This window comes from Actinoplanes sp. NPDC049598 (assembly GCF_040675435.1).
Lineage (GTDB): Bacteria > Actinomycetota > Actinomycetes > Mycobacteriales > Micromonosporaceae > Actinoplanes.
The window spans coordinates 119765-142820 of sequence record NZ_JBFAOX010000013.1 but is presented as its reverse complement, the minus strand read 5'-3'; the positions used below and the strand labels follow the sequence as shown (position 1 = coordinate 142820).

Here is a 23056-nt window from a genome sequence, read left to right as displayed (position 1 = left end):
CAAGGTCACGTCTATCCGAATCGGACGATGTGCGAGCGACCAGGCCGGGCAAGGGTGGGAGTCGTGCTCGAGACTTTCGCGGACAACGCGATCCTGGCCAGCAAGTTCGCCGTGCCGGCGGCTCCGCCTTTCATGGTGGAGCGGCCGGTGCTGCGCGACCGGCTCACCGAGGGTGTGCACGGGCCGGTCACCCTGGTCACCGGCGTCGCCGGCGGCGGCAAGACCCAGCTGCTCGCCTCGTGGGTGCGCAGCCGGGCAGTGGACTGGCCGACCGCCTGGATCACCGTGGAGAGCGATGACGCGTTCTGGACGTACCTGGTCGAGGGCCTGCGCCGGGCCGGGGTGCCGGTGCCCGCGCTGGTCCCCTCGGCACCCGGCGTGGGCACCAGCCGCGCCCTGCTGACCCGGCTCGCCGGCGTGCTGGCCGCGCAGCCCACGCCGGTCGTCCTGATCCTGGACGGCGCCTCCCAGCTGCCCGGCGACCGCTGGGCGGCCGGCCTGGAGTTCCTCCTCGAGCACACCGGCAACCTGCGGGTCGTGCTGGCCGGGCGGTGGGACCCGCCGCTGCCGCTGCACCGCTACCGGCTGGCCGGGGAGCTGCACGAGATCCGTACGGCCGATCTGGCCTTCACCGACGGGGAGACGGCCCGCCTCCTCGAGCTGCACGGCGTGCCGCTGGCCGCGCCGCACCGCCGCACCCTGCTGGCGCACACCGAGGGCTGGGCGGCCGGCATCCGGCTGTGCGCCTGCGCCCTGCAGGTCAGCGAGGACGCGGAGCGCCTGGTCGCGACCTTCTCGGGCGACGACTCGACGGTCGCCGAGTACTTCACGGCCGAGGTGCTGCGGGCCCAGGCGCCCGAGGTGCGCCGGTTCCTGCTCGAGACCAGCGTGCTCGACACCTTCACGCCCGGCCTGGCCACCGCGGTGACCAGCCGTTTTGACGCCTCGCGGCTGCTGGCCGAGCTGACCCGGGAGAACGCGTTCATCCAGCCCGTCGGCGAGGGGGTGCCCGTCTACCGCTACCACCGGCTGTTCGCCGAGCTGCTGCAGGCCCAGCTGGCCTGGGCCGAGCCCGACCTGGTGGGCCGGCTGCACCAGCGCGCGGCCGGCTGGCTGGCCGAGCACGGGCGGCTGGAGGAGGCGGTGGACCACGCGGTCCGGGCCGGGGACTGGAGCACGGCGGCCAAAATGGTCATCGAGGACTACGCGGTGGGCCGGCTCGTCATCGACGGCAGCGCCGGCCGGCTGGGCCGTCTCTTCGCCCGCCTGCCCGAGCACCTCGCGGACGCCGAGACGGTCCTCGTCCGGGCCGCCATCGCCTACGGCGACGGTGACCACCTGCGCGCGGCCGAGCAGTTGCGATACGCCGGCACCCTGCTCAGCCTGCACGGCAGCACCTGCGGGGACGGGCTCACCCTGGCCTGCTTCCTGATGCGGATCCTGCTCGTGCGGGGCGCCGAGCCGCACCGGGTGGACGAGCTCGTGCCGGTGGCCCGGACGTTCCTGTCGGTCGCCCCGGCCGACCGCCTGGCCCGCCACCCCGAGTTGCCGGCGCTGCTGCGGGCGGCCGAAGGGCTGGCCCACGGCGACGCCGGCGCGGTCGACCGGGCCGTGGAGGCGCTGACCGAGGCGGCCGCCATGACCCCGGTCGGCAGCGAGTCGCTCAAGGTGGACTGCCTGCGCCGCCTCGCCCTGCTCGAGGCCCACCGGGGCCGGCTGGGCCGGGCCGAGACCTACGCCCAGCAGGCCCTGGACCTGGCCGTCCAGTGCGGGCTGACCGGCCCCCGGGCGCCCGGCGCGGCCGAGGTCGCCCTGGCCTGGGTGGCGCTGGAGCGCTACGACGTCGAGGCGGCCGACCGGCACCTGCGCGCGGCCCAGCCGCTGTGCGGGACGGGCGCCGACGCGCTCTCCACCGCCTCCTTCACCCTGATCAAGGCGCGCCGCCTGCAGACCCGGGGTGAGCAGCGCAGCGCGCTGACCACACTGACGGCCGGCGCCGCGCCGGAGGCGCCCGCGTGGCTGCGCTCGGCGATCGTGTTGGCCCATTGCCGCCTGCTGATCGCCGCCGGCCACGTGAGCGAGGCGGCGGCGATCCTCGGTCCCTACCCGTCGCCGCGGCCGGCCGAGGTGGCCGTCGTGGACGCCGCCCTGTTCCACGCGCGCGGCGACGTCGTCCGGGCTCACGAGGTGGCCCGGACCGTGGCCGACGCGGCCCGGGTCCCGGTGCCGGTGGCGATCGAGGCCTGGCTGCTGCTGGCCGTGCTCGCGGCCGACGCCGACGACGCCGGGGCCGCCCGCGAGGCGCTGCGCCGGGCCATGCGGGTCGCCGCCCCGGACGGCCACCGCCGGCCCCTGCACCAGGTGAAATCCAAGCTGCGCAAGGTGCTGCGGGCCGAGGACCAGTTCCGCTGGCTCGGCGCCGAGCCGCCGGCCGAGGGCCCGGCCGCGGCCCCGCCGGTGCTGATCGAGCCGTTGAGCCGCCGCGAGCTGGACGTGCTGCGGGGGATGGCCGAGATGCTGCCGACCGAGGAGATCGCGGCCCGCATGTACGTCTCGGTCAACACCGTGAAGACGCATGTGCGCAGCATCCTGCGCAAGCTCTCGGCGGCCCGGCGCAACGAGGCGGTCCGCCGGGCCCGCCAGCTCAACCTGCTCTGACGTCGCGCCCGTGCGCGCACAGCGCGTAGATGATCGCGATGTCCATCGCGATCAGCAGGGTGCACCACACCGGCGCCGCCGGCAGGAACGTGGCGTGCACCAGCGTGGCGAAGAAGACGATGGCCACCCCGGCGATCCGGGCCCAGAGCAGGCCGGCGAGGACGCCGAGGCCGGCCGCGATCGCCAGCAGGCCCAGCGAGAGGTGGACCCAGCCCCAGGCGGTGTAGCTCAGCTCGACCAGCAGGTCCTGCGGCACGACCAGCAGCACCTCGTCGCGGAACAAGGCGGTGAACCCCTCCAGCGCCTGCAGACCGCCGGAGACGATCAGCATGATGCCGCCGAAGACGACGATGCCGATCCACCCGGTGGTGGCCGGGGCCGGGGCGGCGTCCGAGGGACGTTCGGTGGCGTAGCTCGACATGCCGGACAGCATGGGCCCAGGGCCGCTCCGGCGCCTCATGCGCTCGGGGTGAAGGCCGGAGATTTCTTCCCCACCTGCGAATACCGGGGGTTGTTGCTTGTCTGCCCGGTGTGTTTCGGTGACGGAGGTGACCGGCCGCCGCACCCACCTGGAGGCGACATGGGCGATTCCGTGGTGCGCGGCCGCGCCGTGCCCGCGCCCGGGGCCCGGCCGTCCGGTCCGCGGCTGCCGCCGGCGCTGCTGTGGCGCGGCCGGCTGGCCGAGCGGCTCGACGAGGGCGTCCGGCGGCCGGTGACGCTCATTCGCGGCGGGCCCGGCTGGGGCAAGACCTCGCTGGCCGGTTCGTGGGCGGCCGCCCGCTCGACCGCCGGCCCGATCGCCTGGCTCACCTGCGAGCCCCAGCACAACCAGCCGTACGCGTTCTGGTCCGACCTGATCCTCGCCCTGCGCACGTCCGGGGCCGTCCCGCCCGGGCACCCGCTGCCCGGGACCGGCCCACCGCCGGCCGAGGACGACCTGGAGTTCGCCTCCCGGGTCGCGGCGGCCGTGGCCACGCTGCCGTCCACCACCGTGCTGGTCCTGGACGACCTGGACAAGTTGACCGGCGAGCGGTCCCTGGCCGGGCTGGCCACGCTGGTCGCCCGCTCCGGCGGCCGGCTGCGCCTCGTGCTGGCCACCCGCGGCGAGCCCGGCCTGCCGCTGCACCGCGAGCGCGCCGCGGGGGAGCTCACCGAGATCCGTCAGGCCGATCTGGCCTTCCGCGGGGCCGAGGTGGCCGAGCTGTCGGCCCAGTCCGGGCGGCGGTTGCCGGCCGAGCGGCTGGCCGAGCTGTTGCGCCGGACCGAGGGCTGGGCGGCCGGCCTGCGCCTGGCCCTGGACGCGCCCGAGGGCTTCAGCCCGGCCGCCGCGGCCCAGGACTATCTCATGCGCGAGGTGCTCGCCGGGCAGCCCGCCCCTCTCCAACTCTTCCTGCTGCGCACCAGCGTCGGCGACCGGATCTGCGGCGAACTGGCCGACGCCCTCACCGGTCAGCAGCACAGCCACCAGATCCTGGAGCAGCTGGCGGCGGCCGGCCTGTTCGTGGAGCGGACCGGCTCGGGGCCCTGGTTCCGCTACCACCCGCTGTTCCGGGCCGCGCTGCGTCACCGGTCCACCCTGGACAATCCGGGCGAGGTGCCCCGGCTGCACCTGCTGGCCGCCCAGTGGCACAACGGGCAGGGCCATGGGCTCACCGCGCTGCGGCACGCCGCCGCGGCCGGCGACTGGGGCCTGGTCGGGCGCCTGTTCGCCGGCCGTGGACTGCCGCTGGTGGCCTCGGCCGACCACGCCGACGTGATCGCGGTGCTGCGCCGCATCCCGCCCGGCCGGCTCTCCGACACCCCGGAGCTCGTGCTCTGCTCGGCGATCCTGCGCTACGCGGACGGCGACCTGGCCGCCCTGCCCGAGCGGCTGGCCCGGGCCCGGGCCATGCTCGAGACGTACGCGCCCGGCTACCGCGGCCAGGTCGAGCTGGCCGTCGCCGTGCTCGAGTCGGGCGCGGTCACCCGGCGCCGGGGCGACATGCCGGCCGTGATCGAGAACGCCACGACCCTGCTGGGCGAGCTGACCCGGCTCGACGCCGAGAACCTGCCGTCCCTGCTGCCGTACCGGGCCATGGTGCTCAACAACAAGGGCGCGGCCCTGTTCTGGACCGGCCGGCTCGACCACGCCGACCGCTACCTGTGGGCGGCGGCGTCAGCGGCCCGGGTCACCGGCACCCCGCTCATCGAGATCAACGCGCTCGGCCACGTGGCCCTGCTCGTCCAGTGGCAGGGTTCGCCGTCCGAGGCAGCCGGCCACGCGAGCGCGGCCATCGAGGCCGCCCGTCGCATCGACGCGCTCGCCCACACGGCACTGGTGCCGGCCTATCTCGCGCAGGCGCTCGTAGAGCTCGACCGGGGCGCCGACGCCGAGGCCGAGGCGGCGTTGCGCCGCGCGCTCAAGGCGCTCGGCGAGCTCCCCGAGACGGTCATGGCCGGGCTGGCCGCGGTGGTCCGGGCCCGCATGCTGCTCGACCGGGGCGAGCCTGCGCCCGCCCGCTCGGTGCTGGCCAAGGCGGCCGCCGAGGCCGGCCCGTGGCTGGCCGCGCCGGTCCTGGACCGCTCCCTCGACCTGACCGGGGCCGAGATCGACCTCGCGCTCGGCGAGCCGGCTGCGGTCGTGAAGCGGTACTCGGCCGGCCCGCTGTCCGCGGCCGAGCAGCTCTGCCTCGCCCGCGGCCACCTCGCCCTCGGTGACTTCCACGCGGCCGACCAGCTGCTCGCGCTCGCCCGTGAGGGCCCGGACCGGGTGGCGGTGGTCTCGGCCTGGGTGCTGACCGCGCTCGCGGCCGACGCGCACGGGCGCAGCGGCCGCGCCTCCGACGCCCTCCGGCAGGCGCTCGCGGCGGCCGAGCCGGACCGGATCCGCCGGCCGTTCCGCCGGCTCGACCCCGAACGGGTGCTGGTGCTCGCCGGCCGGCAGCAATGGCTGACGGAGCCGCGCCGGCCGGCCGGCGACGGCGTGCTGGCCGAGATCACCGGCGAGATCCCGCTGCTGACCGGGCTGCCCTCGGCCGACCCGCTCAGCGAGCGCGAGGTCGACGTGCTGCAATATCTGCCGACCGTGCTGACCGCGGCCGAGATCGCGGAAAGTCTGGGCATCTCGGTTAACACGGTCAAGGCCCACATGCGATCGATCTATCGCAAGCTCGGCGCCGGCCGCCGCCGGGAAGCGGTCGTCCAGGCCCGGCAGGCGGGGCTTCTCTGATCCGGACCGCCGCCTGGTCCCTCGTGGCTCGCCCGCCGCCGGTCGTCGGTGCTTGCTCACTCGCCCGGGATGAGGACCCCGGGGCGGGCGGGGCCGAGGCTGAGCCCATGACCGAGGCAACGATCAGAACCCGGCCGCAGGATCTGCTGGCCGACGCGCGGTCCCAGCCGTTCCCGTGGTGGGCGATGCTCGTCACGGGCGTGCTCGGCACGGCGTTCGGCGTCGCCGTGCTCGCCTGGCCCGACATCAGCCTGCGGATCATGGCGCTGATGGTCGGCATCTGGCTGTTCATGAGCGGCGCGGCCTGGACCGTCGGCGCGTTCGTGCCCGGCCGCGGCAAGAGCGCCGGCGAGCACGTGCTGACCGGCATCGTCGGCATCGTGGTGCTCGTCGGCGGGCTGCTCTGCCTGCGCGACCTGGTCACCCGCCTGACCGTGCTGGCCCTGATCTTCGCGGTGACCTGGATCCTGAGCGGCCTGGCCGAGATCATCGCCGGTTACCGGGCGACCGGGGTGCGCCGGGCCGGCCTGCTCGGCGTCGGCCTGCTGTCCATCGTGGCCGGCCTGATCCTGCTCTTCGCCCCCGGCCTGTCGCTGACCGCGCTGGTGCTGCTGACCGGCATCAGCAGCATCGTGGTCGGCCTGGGCGAGATCGTCCTGGCGTTCTCCCTGCGCCGCGCGGCGCCCTGAGCGATGGGCGCCGCCGCCCGCACGGTGGCCGTCGTCGTGCTCGGCTGGGCGGCCACCGCCATCACCGTCGCCGTCCTGCCCGGGATCAGTGCCCGCAGCGGCTGGGACCTGCTCGCCGTCGCCGTCACGGTCGGCCTGCTCGGCGCCGTCCTGCGCCCGGCGCTGGCCGCGCTGTTCGCCTGGATCGGCTGGGCCGGCGTCGTGGTCGGCTGGCTGGTCACCCAGGCGCTGATTGTCTACCTCGCGCTGGAGCTGTCGCCCGGCATCCACGTCGACGGGTACTGGCCGGCGTTCTGGGCCGCCTGGCTCGGCGCCGCGCTGATGAGCCTGGGCCTGTGGGTGGTCACCGCGGGCCAGCCGGGCGTCGTGACCCGCCACCTGATCCGGGCCCACCGGCGCCTGCGCGGCGACGTCACCCGCACCGAGGACCCCGGCGTGGTGTTCATCCAGATCGACGGGCTGTCGGCGCCGCTGGCCCGCTGGGCGGCCGAGGCCGGCAACCTGCCCACGCTGAGCCGCTGGCTGCGGACCGGGCACACGCTGACCGAGTGGCACGCCCGGCTGCCGGCGACCACGCCGGCCAGTCAGGCCGGCCTCCTGCACGGGGCCAGCGATCAGGTGCCGGCCTTCCGGTGGTACGAGAAGGGGGCCGGCCGCCTCGTCGTGACGAACCGGCCCGCCGACGCCGCCCTGGTCGAACAGCGCTGCGGCGGCGGCCTGCTCACGGACGGCGGGGTGAGCGTCAGCAACGTCTTCTCCGGCGGCGCGCCCACCTCGCTGCTGACCATGAGCACGGTCCGCGGCCGGCGCGGCCCCGACCGCTACGTCAGCGCCTACCTGCTCGACCCGTTCGGGCTGACCCGCTCGCTCGTGCTGACCGTGGGGGAGATCGTCAAGGAGCTCTACCAGGCCCGCCGCCGGCGGCTGCGCCGGGTCGAGCCGCGGATCGGCCGCGACTGGGGCTACGTCCTGCTGCGCGGCGCCACCAACGTGCTGCTGCGCCACCTCAACCTCGCGCTGGTGGCCGAGCACGTCATGCGCGGGGCGCCCGCCGTCTACTGCGACTTCGTCGACTACGACGAGATCGCCCACCACGCCGGCCCGTTCCGGCCCGAGGCGCTGGCCTCCCTCGAGGGCATCGACGCCGTGCTGGCCACCCTGGAGGAGGTCGCGCGGGCCGCGCCCCGGCCGTACCGCTTCGTCATCCTCTCCGACCACGGCCAGAGCCAGGGAGCGACCTTCGCCCAGCGCTACGGCCTGCGCTTCGAGGACCTGGTCGCCCAGCTCACGCAACCCAGCGCGCCGGCCGTCCCCCGCCGGCCGCCCGCCCCTCATGGTGACCAGGCGCCACATGGTGACGTCGTGTCGGGCGTGGACCCTGCGAACGCGACTGTCCTCGCGCCGGCGGACGACGAGCAGGAGGGCCGTGCCCGCGTGCTCCGGGCCGGGTTGACGGCGAACCCTCCACCGGAGGAAGAACAGATCGGCCGTCCCGAGATCGTTGTGGCCGCCTCGGGAAACCTGGCCCTGATCTATCTGGCCCGGGTGCCGGGGCGGGCCACTCTCGAGCAGATCGAAGAGCGGCACCCCAAGCTGATCGACGGACTGGTCACCCACCCCGGCGTCGGCTGGGTGATGGCCCGCTCGGCCCGGGACGGGCCTGTCGTGCTCGGCCGCGGCGGTCGCCGGCTGCTCGGCGGTGGCGGGACGGGCGGCGGAGGCGAGGGTGATCGCGTTGAGGGTGTCGACCCGCTCGGTGGGTTCGGGCCGTATGCCGCGGACGATCTGCGGCGGCACGACGGGCTCGCGCACACCGGCGATCTGCTGGTCAACAGCTTGTTCGACGCGGACGTGCAGGAGGTCGCCGCGCTCGAGGAGCTGATCGGCTGCCACGGCGGCCTGGGCGGCTGGCAGGACCGGCCGCTGCTGATTCATCCGCGGGAGTGGGCCGCGCCGCCCGATCTGCTCGGCGCGGACGCCGTACATCTCCTGCTCCGTTCCTGGCTCGATGATGAAAGGGATCCGTCATGTGCCGCTGGCTCGCCTATTCCGGAACACCCGTCCGCCTCGACGAGCTCCTCGTCAAACCCGAGTACTCCCTGATCGATCAGAGCATGCACGCCAAGCTGGGGGTGGAGACGACCAACGGCGACGGGTTCGGCGTCGGCTGGTACCCGATGGACGGCCCGGCGGAACCGGCCCTGTTCCGCGGCGCCGGCCCGGCCTGGAGCGACGCCAACCTGCGCGAGCTGGCCCACGCCACGGTCTCGCCGCTGTTCCTGGCGCACATCCGGGCCAGCACCGGCACGGCCGTGCAGCAGACCAACTGCCACCCGTTCCGGCACGAGAACTGGCTGTGGGTGCACAACGGCTCGATCCGCGACTTCGCCAAGCTCAAGCGGGACCTCGTGCTCGCCATCGACCCCGACCTCTACCCGTCGCTGGCCGGGTCGACCGACTCCGAGGTGATGTTCCACCTGGCCCTGACGTACGGCCTGCGGGACCGGCCGATCGCCGCTGTGGAGCGGATGGCCGGCCTGGTCGAGTCGGTGGCGCGGGCCCACGGCGTGCCGGATCCGCTGCAGATGACCGTCGCCACCACCGACGGCGACCGGATCTGGGCCTTCCGCTACTCCAGCGAGGGGCACAGCCGGTCGCTGTTCTACAGCTCCGACATCAGCGCGCTGCACCAGCTCTACCCGGACGACAAGCGGCTGCGCGGGCTCTCCGACGAGACCCGGCTGGTCGTCTCGGAGCCGCTGGGCGACCTCAAGGGCGCGTGGCAGCCGGTGCCCGAGTCGAGCTGGGGCGTGATCCAGAAGGGTGAGGACGAGATGGGCCGCTTCGAGCCGGCCATCCCTTGACCCTGCTCGTGGCGCACGTGTCCGATCTGCATTTCGGCGCCCACGACGACGGGGCCGCGGCCGCGCTGGTGGCCGATGTGGTGGCGGCCCGGCCGGCGCTGACCGTGGTCACCGGGGACCACACGATGCGGGCCCGCACGCGCGAGTTCCGGGCGGCGCGGGCCCTGCTCGGCCGGCTGCCCCGGCCGCTGCTGGTGGTGGCCGGCAACCACGATCTGCCGCTGGTCAGCTGGCGGCGCGGGCTTCATCCGTACGGCCGGTATCGCAGCTGGATCACCGACGAGCTGGACCCGGTCCGCCGGATCCCGGGCCTGACCGCCCTGGGTCTGCAGTCGATGCCGCGGTGGCGGTGGAAGAACGGGCGGCTGACCCGCCGCCAGGCCGGGCTGGCGGCGCGGGTGCTGGGGGAGGCCCCGGCCGGTGACGTACGGCTGCTGGCCCTGCACCACCCGCCGTTCGCCGGCCGGCTGCCGGGCTGGCGTCGCGTCCGCCGGGCCGGCCGGCCCGACCTGGTGCTGGCCGGGCACACGCACGTGCCCCGGGTGTTGCCGATGGACGGGACCGTCGTCGTGGTGGCCGGGACCGCGACCAGCCACCGGATGCGCGGCGTGGCCCGCTCGTGGAGCCTGATCGCGGTCGCGCCGCACGCCTTCGGGATCACCGAGCGCTACCTGGACGGCGGTGGCTGGTACACCGGCCGGGTGGTCGAGGTGCCCCGGTTCAGTGCAGCAGGGTCTTGAGGACGATCAGGCCCGCGCCGAACGCCCCGGCGACCACCGTGGAGAGCAGGCGCTCGTTGAGGGTGAGCCGGCCGCCGGCGCCGATCCGCCAGCCCGCCATGCACAGCAGCACGGTGGTGGTGGCCAGCGAGGCGAGCTCCGCGCTGATCAGCGTCGCCCCGGTCACCTTCACCGCGAGCAGCACCAGCAGCGGCAGCAGCGACGCCGTCACCAGCTCCCACCCGCTGGTCAGCTGGGCGCGCACGGTGCTCCAGGCCGGCCGGTGGCCCTGATGGATGCGCTCGGCCACGATCCGGGCGTACCGTTCGGCCGCCCAGTAGATGACCAGCGTGACCACCACCGCCACCACGACCGCCCGGGCGGTCGAGGCGTGCCCGGCGACCAGCACGGCGGCGCCGACGATCAGCCCGTAGATGCCGGACGCGGTCGCCTCCTCGGTGTCGCCCCGGAGCGGAATCCATGTGCGAGCCATGCCGTCGAGCCTGGCCGAGGGCAACACGACCGGACTCATCCGGCCGGGGTGAACCCTCTCGCGGCCCGGCCCGGGGATGCTGGGAGGCGTGCGAAACGAGCTGCGCCGGACCACCGACCGGGTGGAGAGCCTGATGGTCTTCAGCCTGGTCATGGCGTTCCTGTTCACCGCGCCGCTGCTGGGCTGGTGGGCCGGGCAGCAGGCGTACCGCACCGACCTGGCCGCCCAGCGCTGGGAGCAGGGGCACGTCTTCGAGACCCAGGCCGTGCTGCGCGGCAACCCGGTGGCCTCGGTCGGCGGGCGGACCGGGGCGACGCTGACCGCCCAGGCCACCTGGACCGGGCCGGACGGCAAACCCCGCGAGGGCGCCGTGCCGGTCACGCCCAACGACATGGCCGGCAGCAGCGTGATGATCTGGGTCGACGACCGCGGCGTGCCCCGGCCCGCGCCGCCGCAACGGCAGCCCCGCTCGCAGGGCACGATGGTCGGGGTGGCCGTCGTGCTGTGCGCCGCCGCGGCCACCGCCGGGCTGCACCGGATCGGCCGGTCGGTGCTCGACCGCCGCCGTTACCGGGCCTGGGAGCGCGAGTGGCTCGAGGTCGGCCCGCGCTGGAGCCGCGACCGGCGCTGAGTCATGCGTTGCGGACGATGCCGGGCCCGGCCCGCGGCGCGAGGCTCTGGGGCATGGCCGTGCGTTTCTCCGCCGACTTACGTCGGGCTCTGATCCCGTTCGCGCTGGCGCAGTTCATCTGCAGCTACGCCGGCTCCAACATGAACGTCATGATCAACGACATCAGCGAGGACCTGAACACCACGGTCTCCGGCGTGCAGGTCACCATCACCGTCTTCCTGCTCGTGATGGCCGCGCTGATGATCCCGGGCGGCAAGCTCACCGACCGGTACGGGCGCAAGCCCTGTCTCACGGCGGGCCTGCTCATCTACGCGGTGGGGGCGATCCTCAGCGCGTTCGCCCCCGGCCTGTGGGTGCTGGTGCTCGGCAACTCGATCCTCGAGGGTGTCGGCACCGCGCTGCTGATCCCGCCGGTCTACATCCTCACCACGCTGCTGTTCACCGACGTCACCTCGCGCGCGCGGGCGTTCGGCGCGATCAGCGCGATGGGCGGCATCGGCGCCGCCACCGGCCCGCTGATCGGCGGCTTCATCACCTCGTTCTTCAGCTGGCGGGTGGCGTTCGTGTTCCAGGCGGCCATCGTCATCCTGATCGCCGTGCTCAGCCGGCGCTGGGTCACCGACCCGCTGCCACCCGACCCGGCCATGCCGTTCGACGTGCGCGGCTCCATCACCTCCGCGGCCGGCCTGGTGCTCGTGGTCAGCGGCATCCTGGCCGCCGACGACAACCTCGCGCTCTGCCTCGGCCTGATCGCCGCCGGCATCCTCATGCTGGCCTGGTTCTTCATCTCGGTCCGGCGCCGCGAACGGGCCGGCCGGCCGGTGCTGCTCTCGACCAGCCTGTTCCGGAACCGCGTCTCCAACCTCGGCATGGTCACCCAGAACCTGCAGTGGCTGATGCTGATGGGCACGTCCTTCGTCGTCTCGGCCTACCTGCAGGTCGTGCGTGGCTACAACGCCGTCGAGACCGGCGTCATCTTCACCGCGACCACGGCCGGGCTGCTGCTGTCCTCGCTCGGCGCCGAGCGCTTCGCCCGCCGGCGCACCCAGCGGACCCTGATCGTGGCCGGCTTCGCCGTCACCATCGTGGGGGTGGCGATCCTGGTGCCGATGGTCAGCGCCGCCGACTCGCCGTGGGCCTTCGTGCCGGGGCTGTTCGTCATCGGCTTCGGGCTCGGCGGCATGCTCACCCCGTCGGTCAACGTGGTCCAGTCGGCCTTCGGCGAACAGCTGCAGGGCGAGATCTCCGGGCTGTCGCGCAGCGTGTCCAACCTCGGCTCGTCGCTGGGCGGCGCGATCGCCGGCACCATCCTGGTGGCCGGCATCGCGGCCACCCCGGGCCGCTCCTACGCCCTGGCCATGGTCGCGGTGGGGGCGGCCGGGCTCATCGGCCTGGTGGCGGCCCTGGGTCTTCCCCGGGGCCGTACGGCCGGGTGACCACCCGGTCGCCGGGCAGGCGCTCCTGCTCCCGGGCGAGCAGCAGCAGCGCCCGCTCGTCGGCCGGCGCCGGGCGGGCCGGGTCGAGAGCTCGCGGCCACAGCCGCGCGTAGCGGACCGCGGCGGCCTCGGCCGCGTACACCAGGGCGTTGCTCAGCAGGTAGAGCAGGGTGAACACGGCGGCGACGGTGGCGAAGCCGCCGTAGACCGGCCCGGCCCGCCGGACCAGGCCTGGCAGCACGCTCGTGCCCAGAGCGAGGACCAGGGCGATCGCGGCGCCCCCGGCCAGCGCCGCCGGCCACAGCGCCCGCAACGGCGCCGGCCGGGCCAGCAGGATCTTCGCCACGGCGACCAGGGTCGCGGCGGCCACGAGGGCGCCGGCCGGCGCCGGCGCCAGCGCGGCGGCGGCCAGCCCGGCCAGGGTGATCAGAAGGGCGGCCAGCACCCGCGACAACCACGACAGCACCCCGTGGCGGGCCCGGAACGGCACCGCGGCCACGTGGTTGAGCGTGCGGTAGGCCGAGAAGACCACCCCGGCCCCCGTGTACAGCAACGTGCCGAGGCCGACCGCGAGCGGCGCCACCGAGGTCGGCAGCTCGGCGACGGCCGCGTCCACGCCGGACCGCAGCGACGGCGGGACGATCGCGCCGATCAGTTCGGCCCGCAGCTCCGGGCGCCCGGCCAGCACCTGGGTCAGCACGGCCACGCCGAGCAGCAGCAGGGGGAACAGGCTGAGGAAGCCGTAGTAGGTGATCAAGGCGGCCTCGCGGGCGCCGCCGTCGTCCAGGTACTTGCGGACGACGGCGTACGGAAAGCCCAGCACGGCGTGCCGGCGCTGCAGCTCGTCGAGGCGCCGGAGGATCAGCAGGTCCCGGCCAGCGCGTCGCGCATCTGCCGGGCGCTCGCCCGTAGACCGCCGACCGTGGCCCGCACGGCCGTGAGCGAGGCCGCCCCCGGATCGGCCTGTGCGCCCTGCAGAGCGGCGCCGACCTGCTCGACCGACGAGCGCAGGGCGTCGGCCTGGGCCGAGAACTGCGCCTGCGCGTCCGTGATGAGCCGGCCGAGCTCGTCGCGCAATTGCGTCAGCAGCGGCCGCAACTGCTGCAGACCGTTCGCCGACACGTTGGTCTGGCGGATGTGGTTGACCGTGTTCTGCACGGCGGCAGCGCTGTCACACACCGCGGGCGTGCCATTGGCGGAGGCCTCGCTGTCGCCACAACCGGCGAGCAGGCCGAGGAGCAGGACCAGGATCGCAGAACGCCTCATGGCGGCAACGATCCGCCGCCGCGGCCGGGCGGCGCCTCATCCCGCGCGGGCGATCGGCTCGCCGCCCCGCCTCGTTCCGCGCGGGCGATCGGCTCGCCGCCGAAGGCCAGCTGCCGGAGCCGGGCCCAGTCCAGGTCCGGGCGGGCCCGGGGCACGCCCGGCCGGCGCCGGGGCACCCGCACGCGCAGCGCGCCCGGGCGGATCGTGCAGCGCACCGGCGTCGCCAGCACCAGCGCCTCGCCGTCGACGCCGACCGGCAGCTCGGCCGCGTCGGCGTCGATCACCGCCTCGGGCGCCTCGCGGACGCTCACCGCGCGGGCCCGGCCGCCCGCGCTGACCAGGCCGGCCGCGTCGAGCGCGCCGCGCACGGTCACCGCGAGCACGCCCAGCACGCCCCGGTCGAGACGGGTGCGCCGGCCGGTGCCGCTCGCGTACGGGTTGTTGCTCACCAGCACCGCCTGCGGGCCGGTGAGCGTGCCGTCGCCGGTGGTCAGGCGCAGCGGGCGCTCCTCGGTCAGCACGGCCGGCAGCATCTCCAGAGCCGTTCCGATCTTGTTGTCCCGGTAGGCCGCGCTCTGCACGATCTCGGCGTACGCCCCGAACGAGGCGTTGTTGACGAACGTACGGCCACTGATCACACCGAGGTCGATCCGCACCTCGACGCCGTCGGAGAGCGCGTCCAGGCATGTGGCCGGGTCCTCACGGTCGAGGCCGAGGTCGAGGGCGAAATGGTTGCGGGTGCCGGCCGAGACGACCACGAACGGCAGGCCGTGCTCGGCTGCGATCCCGGCCACCAGGGCCTGGGTGCCGTCGCCGCCGGCCACGCCGAGCAGGTCGCAGCCGTCGCGGACGGCCCGCCGCGCGACCTCGGCCACGTCCACCGCCGCGCCGTCCAGCAGGTAGACCTCGGCCCCCAGGTCGCGGGCCCGCTCGGCCAGGCGGAAACGTTCGACCTTGCCGCCCCCGGAGCGCGGATTCATGATGAAGTACGGCCGTCGCGGCGGCGCCGACTCGTACTCCTCGGGCTCCTTCTCGGCCGAGGTCAGGGCCCGCCGGCCGGCCGCGACCGCGCCCGCCCAGAGCAGTCCGAACAGGACCATCACCCAGATCAGCGCGGCCCGCGCGAACAGCACGGCCACGACCAGCGGGGCGATCACCACGACGGCGCCGGCCAGCCAGCGCACGACGCCGTGGTGGGTGAGGAACCACCAGGCCGCGACCAGGCCGGCCACCACCCCGGCCACCCCGGTGATCAGCAGCGCGAGGCTGCCCCGGATCCCCGCCGCGGCGAGGACGAGCACTCCGGCGGCCGCGATCGTGACGAAGGCGAGCCGCGCCAGCCACCGTTCCGTCATGGCACCAGCCTCGGGTGTCGCCCGCCGCCGTACCTCATACCGGCAGGATGAGGTGCGGCCGGTCATGCCGGGGGAGCGTCGTGGTCATTCACCGGAAGAAGGGACCCCGCCGTGCCGAACCCACGTCTGCGGCACCCCGCCGAGATCCCCATGTTCGTGTTCATGGTGGTCCTCAACGTGATCATCATCTGGGCGATCCTGCAAGCGGCGTTCACCCTGCCGTTCCTGCCCGACCGGATCCGCGAGTCCGGCTGGGGCACGACCGTACGCTCCGCCTTCGTCGCGCTGCTGCTGTTCGTACCGGCCCTGGTGGTCATCCGCGAGACCCAGCGGGCCGCCATCCGCGGCGGCGCGGTCGAGCTCAGCCCGCGGCAGTACCCCGAGCTCTACCGGATCGTCGACGAGTTCGCGCACAAGCTGCAGCTGCCCCGGCGGCCCAGCATCTACCTGGCCAACGGCAACGGCACCCTCAACGCCTTCGCCGCCCAGGCCACCGGGCACGACTACGTGGTGATCGCCAACGAGCTCTTCGTCAACCTGCGCGGCGAGAACCGGGACGGGCTGCGCTTCATCCTCGGGCACGAGGTCGGGCACATCAAACTGCACCACGTCTCGCTGTGGTACCAGCTGGCCGTCGCGTACTCCGAGCGCATCCCGATCCTCGGGCCCACGCTGTCGCGCCTGCGGGAGTACTCGTGCGACCGGCACGGCGCATACCTGTGCCCGCACGGCGCGACCGGTCTGGTGCTGCTGGCCGGTGGCCGCTACACCGAGCACACCGTGGACATCCCCGAGCTCGTCCAGCAGGGCAAGCGGCTGCACGGGTTCTGGGTCGGGCTGGCCCAGCTGCCGATGTCCCACCCGTACGTGGTGCGGCGCCTGGAGAGGCTGTTCACCCTCGGGCTGCTGCGGTCATCCGCGAAGGATGACGTGCGTACCGCCCACCCGGTAACAGGCTGATCGGCATGGACCACGCCGACGCGTACGACAAAGCCGCCCGCAAGTTGAGCGCCGAGCGTGCGCTGCGGCCCTGGCAGGTCGAGCTGCTCAAGCTGCAGAAGCACCTCGAGATCCAGAACCTGCGCATGATCGTGCTGTTCGAGGGGCGCGACGCGGCCGGCAAGGGCGGGGCGATCCGCCGGGTGACCCGTTTCATGAACGCCAAGCGGTACCGCGTGGTCGCCCTCGGCCATCCCACCGAGGAGCAACGCTCGCAGTGGTACTACCAGCGCTACGTCGCGCACTTCCCGGCCGGCGGGGAGATGGTCCTGTTCGACCGCAGCTGGTACAACCGCGCGATGGTCGAGCAGGTCTTCGGATTCTGCACCCCCACCGAGTACACGAACTTCCTCGACGGGGTCACCGGCTTCGAGAAGGACCTCGTCCGCGCCGGGACGATCCTGGTCAAGCTCTACTTCAGCGTGACCCGCGAGGAACAGGCCCGCCGCTTCGAACGCCGCCGCACCGACCCGCTGCGGCAGTGGAAGCTCAGCGAGATCGACCTGCAGGCCCAGGACCGCTGGGACGACTTCACCAACCGCAAGTACGACATGCTGCGGCGCACCGGCACGACGGTCGCGCCCTGGGTGATCGTGCGCTCCAACGACAAACAACAGGCCCGGCTGAACACCATGAAGGTCATCCTCAACGCCGCCGACTACAAAGGACGCACCCCCGATCTCGACTTCACGCCGGATCCCCGGGTCGTGGTGCCGGGCGACGAGGAGATCGCCCTCATGGAGGGGGGCACGTGGTCATGACCGACGCGACCTACCAGGTCCGGGTGTCCGGGGTGCTTCCCGAGGAGCTGCTGGCCGAGCTGCGCGACCTGACGGTCAGCGTCGAGCCGCCGGAGACGGTGCTGCACGGCTCGATGCCCGACCAGTCGGCCGTCATCGGGCTCATCTCCCGCATCCACGGCCTCGGGCTGCGGCTCATCGAGGTACGCCGCCTCCCACCTTCCGAACTCTGATTGGGGACTGGACATGTCCGAGACACAGGCGAGGTCCGACTACGCGGCCGACGAGACGTACACCCCGCCCCGCCGCCGGGCCGCGGAGCCCACCGCCTGGGTGGGTGTCGTCATCTTCGCCGCGGTGATGCTCATGCTGATGGGCGGCTTCCAGGTCATGGAGGGCATCGTCGCGATCGTCCGCGACGACTACTACCTGACCACCAGCAGCGGCCTGATCCTCACCCTCGACTACACCGCGTGGGGCTGGACCCACCTGATCATCGGCCTGATCGCGGTCGGCGTCGGCATCGGCATCTTCGCCGGCCAGACCTGGGCCCGCGTGGCCGGCATCGTCATCGCCTGCCTGAGCGCCCTGGCCAATGCGGCGTTCCTGCCGGCCTACCCGCTCTGGTGCGCCATCATCATCGCCATCGACGTCCTGATCATCTACGCGCTCGCGGTGCACGGCCGCGAGGTCAAGTGAGCCAGGCCGTGTCCCGCCCACTCAACTGGCTCCGGCTGACCGCGGGGATCCTGGCCATCGTGGTCGGGATCGTCGCGTACGCCTGGCCCGGCGCCACCCTGCGGGTCGTGGCCTTCCTGTTCGGCCTCAACCTGCTGATCGCCGGCATCGTCCGCACGGTCACGCTGCTGATGAGCCCCGGCTACCCGGTCCTGAACCGGGTGCTAGGGATCATCTTCGGCGTGCTGACCGCCCTGCTCGGCATCCTGTGCCTGCGCAACGTGGTCGCCTCCCTGGCCATCCTGCTGCTGGTCGTCGCGATCGGCTGGATGCTCGACGGCCTCGCCGAGATCTTCTCCACCGTCGGCAGCGGCGAGTCCGGCGGCAGCTGGCGCATCGGCCTGGGCCTGCTCGCCGTCCTGGCCGGCGTCGCCCTGCTGGTCTGGCCCCAGATCGGCCTGAAAGCCTTCCTCTTCTTCGGCGCGACCGTCCTGGTCTTCGTCGGCCTCGGCCTGGTCTTCGTCGCCGTCGCCCGGCTGCGCTCCCCAGGCCCCAGCCTCGCCTCGAACACCGACCCAGGCCTGGCCTCCAGCGCCTGAAGCCGGTACGGCCCACCGCCCTTGGCGGTCCCTCAGCCCGGCTGAGATGCGGTTCGAAGCGTCTGCCCGGGCCCTGCGCCCTGGCCAGGAACGATGAACCTGACTGGGGAGCGCAGGGCCTGGGCCGATCGCGCGACTTGCTGCCCCTGCGAAACCTGCCGCCAAGAGCGCGAGCTGAGCGACCGATGCTGCTTACTCTCATGGAATCGCTACCTTTGGCCAATCACATCCCGGCGCGGGGGCGCCCGGCCTCCGGGGTTGCAGGCCGGGCGCTGGCCGGAGCGGACGCTACTTGCGGTAGGACTGCAGGAACAGGGCCTCGGCGTGGGCCACGCGGGCGATCTCGGTGGGGTCGACGCTTTCGTTGGGGGCGTGGATGAGTGCCTGGGGTTCCTCGACGCCCATCAGGATGATCTCGGCGTCGGGGTAGGTGTCGGCGAAGACGTTGCACAAGGGGATCGAGCCGCCCTGGCCCAGGGTGGTCATCTCGCGGCCGTAGGCCTGCTGCATGGCGGTGGCCATGGCCCGGTAGGCGGGGCCGCCGGTCCGGGCCTCGAAGGGCTGGCCGAGTGCTTCCTTCTCGACCTCGACCTGTACGCCCCACGGGGCGGCCGCGTGCAGCTGGGCGATCAGGGCGTTCTGGGCTTTGACGGCGTCGGTGCCGGGCGGCACGCGCAGGTTGAGCCGGGCCCGGGCGTGCGGCTGGATGGCCGCGGCCGAGCCGACGACCGGGGGGCAGTCGATGCCGAGCACGGTCACCGCCGGGCGGGCCCAGATCATGTCGGAGACGGTGCCGTCGCCGAGCAGGCCCACGCCGGGCAGGAGGCCGGAATCGGCGCGGAACTGGTCGGTGGGGTAGGGCGCACCGGTCCAGGTTTGATCACCCGACAGGCCGGCGATCGTGGTGTTGCCCGATGTGTCGCGCAAGGACGACAGGATCGTGATCAGAGCGGCCAGGGCGTCCGGCGCGGCGCCGCCGAACATCCCGGAATGGAGCTCGCCGGCCAGGGCGGACACCGTCACGACCACGTTGACCAGGCCGCGCAGGGTCACCGTCGCGGCGGGGACGCCGACCGCCGCATTGCCCGTGTCGCAGACCAGGATGGCGTCGGCGGCGAGCAGCGCGGGGTTGCGGACGACGAAGTCCTCGAGCCCGCCCGTGCCCTGCTCCTCGGAACCTTCGACGATCAGCTTGAGGTTGACCGGCAGGTCGGCGCCGAGGGCGCGCAACGCCGTCAGGTGCATGACGATGTTGCCCTTGCAGTCGGCCGTCCCGCGGCCGTACCACCGGCCACCCGATTCGGTGAGCTCGAACGGCGGTGTCCGCCACGCCGCCTCGTCCAGCGGCGGCTGCACGTCGTAGTGCGCGTACAGCAACACCGTCGGGGCGTCCGGCACGCTCGACGGGCGTAGGCCATGGACCGCGCGGCTCCCGTCACTCGTCTCCTTGAGCGACAGGTCGGTGAAGCCGATCCGGGCGAAGTTCTCCACCACCCATTGCGCGGCCTTCGCGCACTCCTCCGGCGGGTACTGCCGGGGGTCGGCCACCGAGCGGATGGCCACCAGCTCGGCCAGATCGGCCCGGGCCCGGTCCATCAGGCCGTCGATCCGGTCACGCATCACATCGCCGCCACATCGTCGAATTTGAGATCGTCGATGACCTTCTGGAAGTCGTCGGCGTAGTGCGGGCAGTACACCTTGATGATCATCAGCTGGCCCTGGACGACCCGGCTGTCGGCGATGACCGGCCGCTGCCCGGGACCGGCGGCGCCGTTGGTGAGCTGGCCGTAGAGGGTGGCGCGGCGCAGCGCGTCGCCGGGGTCGTCGCAGATCGGGCCGCCGTCGTCACCGAGGACCCGGACGATCTGATCAGTCGAGGGAACCCGCATGCCGGCCGCGGAGAGCTGCGACTGCAGCTCCTGGGCCTTCTCCTCGGCCTGGCGGGACTCGTGGGCGCTGCTGAAGGCGAACAGCGCCGTGCCGAGGATGACCAGGAAGACGATGCCGAGCACGATGTAGGTGACGGTGTTGCTCTTGCGCTGGACCGAGACGCTCATGCGACTACCTCCTCTTGCGTCGATGTGGGCTCGGTCTTCCAGGACGGTTTGCGCGACCGGTAGAACAGCCACGGCACGAGCAGGCCGAGCCCGAGCGCGCCGCCGGCCACGATCGCCAGGTAGGCGCCGACGTTGCCGTCGCCGAACTGCGACGAGGGGACGAAGCCGATGAGCAGGGCCGCCAGCGAGGCCGCGAAACCGATGCCGCACAGGCCGGTCAGCATGGGCGCACGGTAGCCGCGCGGGTGGTCGGGGTTGTTGCGGCGCAGCCGGACCGCGGCCACGAACATCAACAGGTACATGATCAGGTAGACCTGAGTGGTGATCACCGAGAAGATCCAGTACACACTGGACACGTCGGGGATGAGCGCGTACGCCAGCGCGATGACCGTGGTCACCAGCCCCTGGGTGACCAGGATATTCTGCTGCACGCCGTGCCGGTTGAGCTTCTGCAGGAACGGCGGCAGGTAACCCTCCTGGCGCGAGATGAGCAGCAGACCCTTGGACGGGCCGGCCAGCCAGGTCAGCATGCCGCCGAGCGAGGCCGCGACCAGCATGACGCCGAGGATCGGGGTCAGCCACTGCGAGTTGAATTCGGCGAAGACCGCGTCGAAGGCCTGCATGACGCCGGCCGTCAGGGACAGCTGGTCGGCCGGGACGATCCAGCTGATCGCCAGCGCGGGCAGGATGAAGATGAGCAGCACGAGACCCATGGCCAAAAACATCGCCCGCGGGAACTCGCGGCCCGGCTTGCGCAGTGAGGAGACGTGCACCGCGTTCATCTCCATGCCCGAGTAGGACAGGAAGTTGTTGACGATGAGCACCAGGCTGGACAGGCCGGCCCACGCCGGAAGCAGGTTGTCCGAGGTCATCGGGGCGGCCGACTCGTTGCCCTGGCCGAGGAAGGCGATGCCGAGCACGACCAGCACGACCCCCGGGATCAGTGTGCCGATGACCAGGCCGGCACTGGCCAGACCGGCCACGCCCGAGGTGCCGCGCGAGGAGACCCAGACGCCGGTCCAGTAGCAGACCATGATGACGATCGCGGTCCAGACGCCGCTGGAGGCCAGGTCGGGATTGATGACGTAGGCCAGGGTGCTGGCCACGAAACCCAGCAGGCTCGGGTAGTAGAAGATGGTCATCGCGAACTGACACCAGACGGCCAGGAAGCCCATCGGCTTCGAGATGCCCTCACTGACCCACTTGAAGACGCCGCCGTTCCAGCCCGAGGCGAGCTCCGCCGAGACCAGAGCGGTCGGTAGCAGGAAGACCAGGGCGGGTAACAGGTAGAGGAAGATGCTCGCCAGTCCGTAGACCGCCATGGTCGGCGCGGGCCGCAGGCTCGCCACCGAACTCGTCGTCATCAGGGCCAGCGCCACCCACGAGATGTAGTTGACCGCTCTTGTGGCGGGCTTCGTGTCCGTCGCGCTCATGGCCAGATCATCGGCAATGCTGGACGCCCGGCACTTCACCCCCGGCGAGTGAGCGCGGCCCCGACGAGCATCCCGACCGCGATGGCGATCAGCAGGCCCACCATGTCGGTCACGCCGCCGACGCCCTCGATCGGATGGCCGCCGATCCAGCTCTCCAGGCCGCGCAGCCCGTGCGAGCCCGGGGTCAGGACATAAAAGGCGCCAAGATAGAGGACGTACGCCGGGGGAAGCGCAGGCTTCCGTCCGAGGCGCAACGCCACCGTTGTCATCAATACCGCCCCGGTGAACGTCCCGAACGGGTCGCCCAGCGCCCGGGTGGCCAGCTCGGCCGCGGCGGCGGTGAGCAGGATCAGGCCGAGCGCCCACGGGAAGTCGCGCGGGGCCATCTGGAAGACGAACATCACCCCGAGCCCGAACAGCACCCAGCCCGCCCACACCTCGAACGGGCCGAGGTTGCCGGGCACGCTCACGTCGAACAGCACGCTCGGGGGCAGCTGCAGCAAGACCGTGGCGACCAGGGCGCCGAACGCCAGCACGAGCAGCACGATGATGCTGTAGACGAGGCGGGCGGCGCCGGCGGTCATCCGGTTCAGGGCCAGCTCGAGGGCGGCCGCGCTGATCGCGTCGCCGGGGATGAAATAGAACAGCGCGGGGACGATGAGCTGGATCGGGCCGCCGTCCAGCCACCCGTGCTCGTACAGCAGGAGCACGACCACCGAGACCAGGACCGAGGCGACGAAGGGCTCGATGAGCCGGCCCCGGCCCGAGATGACGAGCAGGCCCACGACGAGACCGGTGAGCGCCGAGACGCCCACCTGTTGCCACGTGGCCTGCACCGAGATGCCGAAGCCGACGGTGAACAGAACCAGCCCGGCCAGTTGCCAGGCCTTGTTCCAGCGGGGCGGCATGGCCGCGATCTCGCTCAAGCGGGCCGCGGCCTGCGTTTCCGTCAGGTGCGACATATCGGACAGCAGGCGTTTCATCGCGGTGACCTGGTTCAGAGGCGGAACACCAGGCTCCCGGGCGTACGAATACGCGCGTCCGTCCACAGTGAGCAGTGCCGAGTCTGCGAGGAACGTGACCTCCACCCGATGGCCGTAGCGGGCCGCCACGTCGCGTACCACCCGCTCGGAGCGCATCGTCCCCTCGAAGCTGCCCCGCAGCAGCCATTCCACCAGCGGCCCGAGCAGCTCCATGCGGCCGAAGTCAACCAGGATCACCCGCGGGCCGA

At 73.0% G+C, this 23056-nt stretch carries 22 protein-coding genes; 13 read left to right on the top strand and 9 right to left on the bottom strand.

Features of this window, described 5'->3' with window-relative positions:
* Nucleotides 1–63 precede the first annotated feature (63 nt).
* Nucleotides 64–2658, top strand: coding sequence for a LuxR C-terminal-related transcriptional regulator (locus AB0J66_RS28365; RefSeq protein WP_364666724.1), 2595 nt, complete (start codon nt 64–66; stop codon nt 2656–2658).
* On the opposite strand, the gene AB0J66_RS28360 is transcribed toward AB0J66_RS28365, so the two are convergent.
* On the bottom strand, nt 2645–3079 hold the full coding sequence (locus tag AB0J66_RS28360) for a hypothetical protein (protein ID WP_364666721.1): 435 nt from the start codon (nt 3077–3079) through the stop codon (nt 2645–2647). The genes AB0J66_RS28365 and AB0J66_RS28360 overlap by 14 nt on opposite strands.
* A 159-nt stretch (nt 3080–3238) precedes the next feature.
* Here AB0J66_RS28360 and AB0J66_RS28355 point away from each other — a divergent pair, with 159 nt between their 5' ends.
* The 5 genes from AB0J66_RS28355 (at nt 3239) to AB0J66_RS28335 (ending at nt 10159) form a co-directional block, all read left to right on the top strand.
* Complete coding sequence (locus AB0J66_RS28355) at nt 3239–5866, top strand: LuxR C-terminal-related transcriptional regulator (RefSeq protein ID WP_364666719.1); 2628 nt, start codon at nt 3239–3241, stop codon at nt 5864–5866.
* A 107-nt stretch (nt 5867–5973) separates the two neighbouring features.
* A complete protein-coding gene (locus tag AB0J66_RS28350; protein ID WP_364666716.1) occupies nt 5974–6555 on the top strand; it encodes a DUF308 domain-containing protein in 582 nt (193 codons plus the stop codon).
* Nucleotides 6556–6558: 3 nt separating this feature from the next.
* Nucleotides 6559–8658, top strand: coding sequence for an alkaline phosphatase family protein (locus AB0J66_RS28345; protein WP_364666713.1), 2100 nt, complete (start codon nt 6559–6561; stop codon nt 8656–8658).
* Entirely contained in the window at nt 8583–9419 is an 837-nt protein-coding gene (locus AB0J66_RS28340; RefSeq protein WP_364666710.1) for a class II glutamine amidotransferase, read from the top strand. Before AB0J66_RS28345 ends, AB0J66_RS28340 begins: the two co-directional genes overlap by 76 nt.
* 17 nt (nt 9420–9436) lie before the next feature.
* Nucleotides 9437–10159, top strand: a complete 723-nt coding sequence (locus AB0J66_RS28335; protein ID WP_364666707.1) for a metallophosphoesterase — start codon at nt 9437–9439, stop codon at nt 10157–10159.
* Here the strand turns inward: AB0J66_RS28335 and AB0J66_RS28330 are convergent.
* Nucleotides 10140–10631: a hypothetical protein gene (locus AB0J66_RS28330; RefSeq protein WP_364666705.1), complete on the bottom strand. Its 492-nt coding sequence runs from the start codon at nt 10629–10631 to the stop codon at nt 10140–10142. The two genes, AB0J66_RS28335 and AB0J66_RS28330, sit on opposite strands and share 20 nt — an antisense overlap.
* An 88-nt stretch (nt 10632–10719) precedes the next feature.
* Here AB0J66_RS28330 and AB0J66_RS28325 point away from each other — a divergent pair, with 88 nt between their 5' ends.
* A complete protein-coding gene (locus tag AB0J66_RS28325; protein ID WP_364666702.1) occupies nt 10720–11262 on the top strand; it encodes a hypothetical protein in 543 nt (180 codons plus the stop codon).
* Nucleotides 11263–11315: 53 nt separating this feature from the next.
* Nucleotides 11316–12698, top strand: coding sequence for an MFS transporter (locus AB0J66_RS28320; RefSeq protein WP_364666699.1), 1383 nt, complete (start codon nt 11316–11318; stop codon nt 12696–12698).
* Here AB0J66_RS28320 and AB0J66_RS28315 read toward each other — a convergent pair.
* The 3 genes from AB0J66_RS28315 to AB0J66_RS28305 are packed head-to-tail and all read right to left on the bottom strand — an operon-like array spanning nt 12646 to nt 15319.
* Complete coding sequence (locus AB0J66_RS28315; RefSeq protein ID WP_364666696.1) at nt 12646–13521, bottom strand: YhjD/YihY/BrkB family envelope integrity protein; 876 nt, start codon at nt 13519–13521, stop codon at nt 12646–12648. The two genes, AB0J66_RS28320 and AB0J66_RS28315, sit on opposite strands and share 53 nt — an antisense overlap.
* A 38-nt stretch (nt 13522–13559) precedes the next feature.
* Nucleotides 13560–13964, bottom strand: a complete 405-nt coding sequence (locus AB0J66_RS28310; RefSeq protein WP_364666693.1) for a hypothetical protein — start codon at nt 13962–13964, stop codon at nt 13560–13562.
* Nucleotides 13961–15319 (bottom strand): diacylglycerol kinase family protein, encoded by a 1359-nt coding sequence (locus AB0J66_RS28305; protein ID WP_364666690.1) that lies wholly within the window; start codon nt 15317–15319, stop codon nt 13961–13963. The genes AB0J66_RS28310 and AB0J66_RS28305 overlap by 4 nt, the downstream gene beginning before the upstream one ends.
* A gap of 111 nt (nt 15320–15430) precedes the next feature.
* Here AB0J66_RS28305 and AB0J66_RS28300 point away from each other — a divergent pair, with 111 nt between their 5' ends.
* From AB0J66_RS28300 to AB0J66_RS28280, 5 genes are read left to right on the top strand one after another with little or no spacing between them, the layout of a single operon-like run.
* The gene (locus tag AB0J66_RS28300) at nt 15431–16279 is read left to right on the top strand and encodes a M48 family metallopeptidase (RefSeq protein ID WP_364666688.1); all 849 of its coding nucleotides are present in this window, start codon (nt 15431–15433) and stop codon (nt 16277–16279) included.
* Nucleotides 16280–16284: 5 nt separating this feature from the next.
* Complete coding sequence (ppk2, locus tag AB0J66_RS28295) at nt 16285–17079, top strand: polyphosphate kinase 2 (RefSeq protein ID WP_364666686.1); 795 nt, start codon at nt 16285–16287, stop codon at nt 17077–17079.
* Nucleotides 17076–17291 (top strand): hypothetical protein, encoded by a 216-nt coding sequence (locus AB0J66_RS28290; protein WP_364666684.1) that lies wholly within the window; start codon nt 17076–17078, stop codon nt 17289–17291. Before ppk2 ends, AB0J66_RS28290 begins: the two co-directional genes overlap by 4 nt.
* 13 nt (nt 17292–17304) lie before the next feature.
* On the top strand, nt 17305–17757 hold the full coding sequence (locus AB0J66_RS28285) for a hypothetical protein (protein ID WP_364666681.1): 453 nt from the start codon (nt 17305–17307) through the stop codon (nt 17755–17757).
* A gap of 8 nt (nt 17758–17765) precedes the next feature.
* Nucleotides 17766–18335, top strand: a complete 570-nt coding sequence (locus AB0J66_RS28280; protein ID WP_364666678.1) for a DUF308 domain-containing protein — start codon at nt 17766–17768, stop codon at nt 18333–18335.
* Between the two features lie 288 nt (nt 18336–18623).
* Here the strand turns inward: AB0J66_RS28280 and AB0J66_RS28275 are convergent, their stop codons facing one another.
* The 4 genes from AB0J66_RS28275 to AB0J66_RS28260 are packed head-to-tail and all read right to left on the bottom strand — an operon-like array spanning nt 18624 to nt 23045.
* Entirely contained in the window at nt 18624–19955 is a 1332-nt protein-coding gene (locus AB0J66_RS28275) for a dipeptidase (RefSeq protein WP_364666675.1), read from the bottom strand.
* Nucleotides 19955–20392: a hypothetical protein gene (locus tag AB0J66_RS28270; protein ID WP_364666673.1), complete on the bottom strand. Its 438-nt coding sequence runs from the start codon at nt 20390–20392 to the stop codon at nt 19955–19957. Before AB0J66_RS28270 ends, AB0J66_RS28275 begins: the two co-directional genes overlap by 1 nt.
* Nucleotides 20389–21825, bottom strand: coding sequence for an APC family permease (locus AB0J66_RS28265; protein ID WP_364666670.1), 1437 nt, complete (start codon nt 21823–21825; stop codon nt 20389–20391). The genes AB0J66_RS28270 and AB0J66_RS28265 overlap by 4 nt, the downstream gene beginning before the upstream one ends.
* Nucleotides 21826–21860: 35 nt before the next feature.
* Nucleotides 21861–23045, bottom strand: a complete 1185-nt coding sequence (locus AB0J66_RS28260; RefSeq protein ID WP_364666668.1) for a threonine/serine exporter family protein — start codon at nt 23043–23045, stop codon at nt 21861–21863.
* Nucleotides 23046–23056: the final 11 nt, after the last annotated feature.

Coding starts and splice junctions, on each gene's coding strand:
- AB0J66_RS28285 (WP_364666681.1), top strand. CDS start 17,305: ATGTCCGAGACACAGGCGAGGTCCGACTACGCGGCCGACGAGACGTAC.
- AB0J66_RS28270 (WP_364666673.1), bottom strand. CDS start 20,392: ATGAGCGTCTCGGTCCAGCGCAAGAGCAACACCGTCACCTACATCGTG.
- AB0J66_RS28345 (WP_364666713.1), top strand. CDS start 6,559: ATGGGCGCCGCCGCCCGCACGGTGGCCGTCGTCGTGCTCGGCTGGGCG.
- AB0J66_RS28355 (WP_364666719.1), top strand. CDS start 3,239: ATGGGCGATTCCGTGGTGCGCGGCCGCGCCGTGCCCGCGCCCGGGGCC.
- AB0J66_RS28305 (WP_364666690.1), bottom strand. CDS start 15,319: ATGACGGAACGGTGGCTGGCGCGGCTCGCCTTCGTCACGATCGCGGCC.
- AB0J66_RS28320 (WP_364666699.1), top strand. CDS start 11,316: ATGGCCGTGCGTTTCTCCGCCGACTTACGTCGGGCTCTGATCCCGTTC.
- AB0J66_RS28290 (WP_364666684.1), top strand. CDS start 17,076: ATGACCGACGCGACCTACCAGGTCCGGGTGTCCGGGGTGCTTCCCGAG.
- AB0J66_RS28330 (WP_364666705.1), bottom strand. CDS start 10,631: ATGGCTCGCACATGGATTCCGCTCCGGGGCGACACCGAGGAGGCGACC.
- AB0J66_RS28265 (WP_364666670.1), bottom strand. CDS start 21,825: ATGAGCGCGACGGACACGAAGCCCGCCACAAGAGCGGTCAACTACATC.
- AB0J66_RS28275 (WP_364666675.1), bottom strand. CDS start 19,955: ATGCGTGACCGGATCGACGGCCTGATGGACCGGGCCCGGGCCGATCTG.
- AB0J66_RS28360 (WP_364666721.1), bottom strand. CDS start 3,079: ATGTCGAGCTACGCCACCGAACGTCCCTCGGACGCCGCCCCGGCCCCG.
- AB0J66_RS28340 (WP_364666710.1), top strand. CDS start 8,583: ATGTGCCGCTGGCTCGCCTATTCCGGAACACCCGTCCGCCTCGACGAG.
- AB0J66_RS28350 (WP_364666716.1), top strand. CDS start 5,974: ATGACCGAGGCAACGATCAGAACCCGGCCGCAGGATCTGCTGGCCGAC.
- ppk2 (WP_364666686.1), top strand. CDS start 16,285: ATGGACCACGCCGACGCGTACGACAAAGCCGCCCGCAAGTTGAGCGCC.
- AB0J66_RS28310 (WP_364666693.1), bottom strand. CDS start 13,964: ATGAGGCGTTCTGCGATCCTGGTCCTGCTCCTCGGCCTGCTCGCCGGT.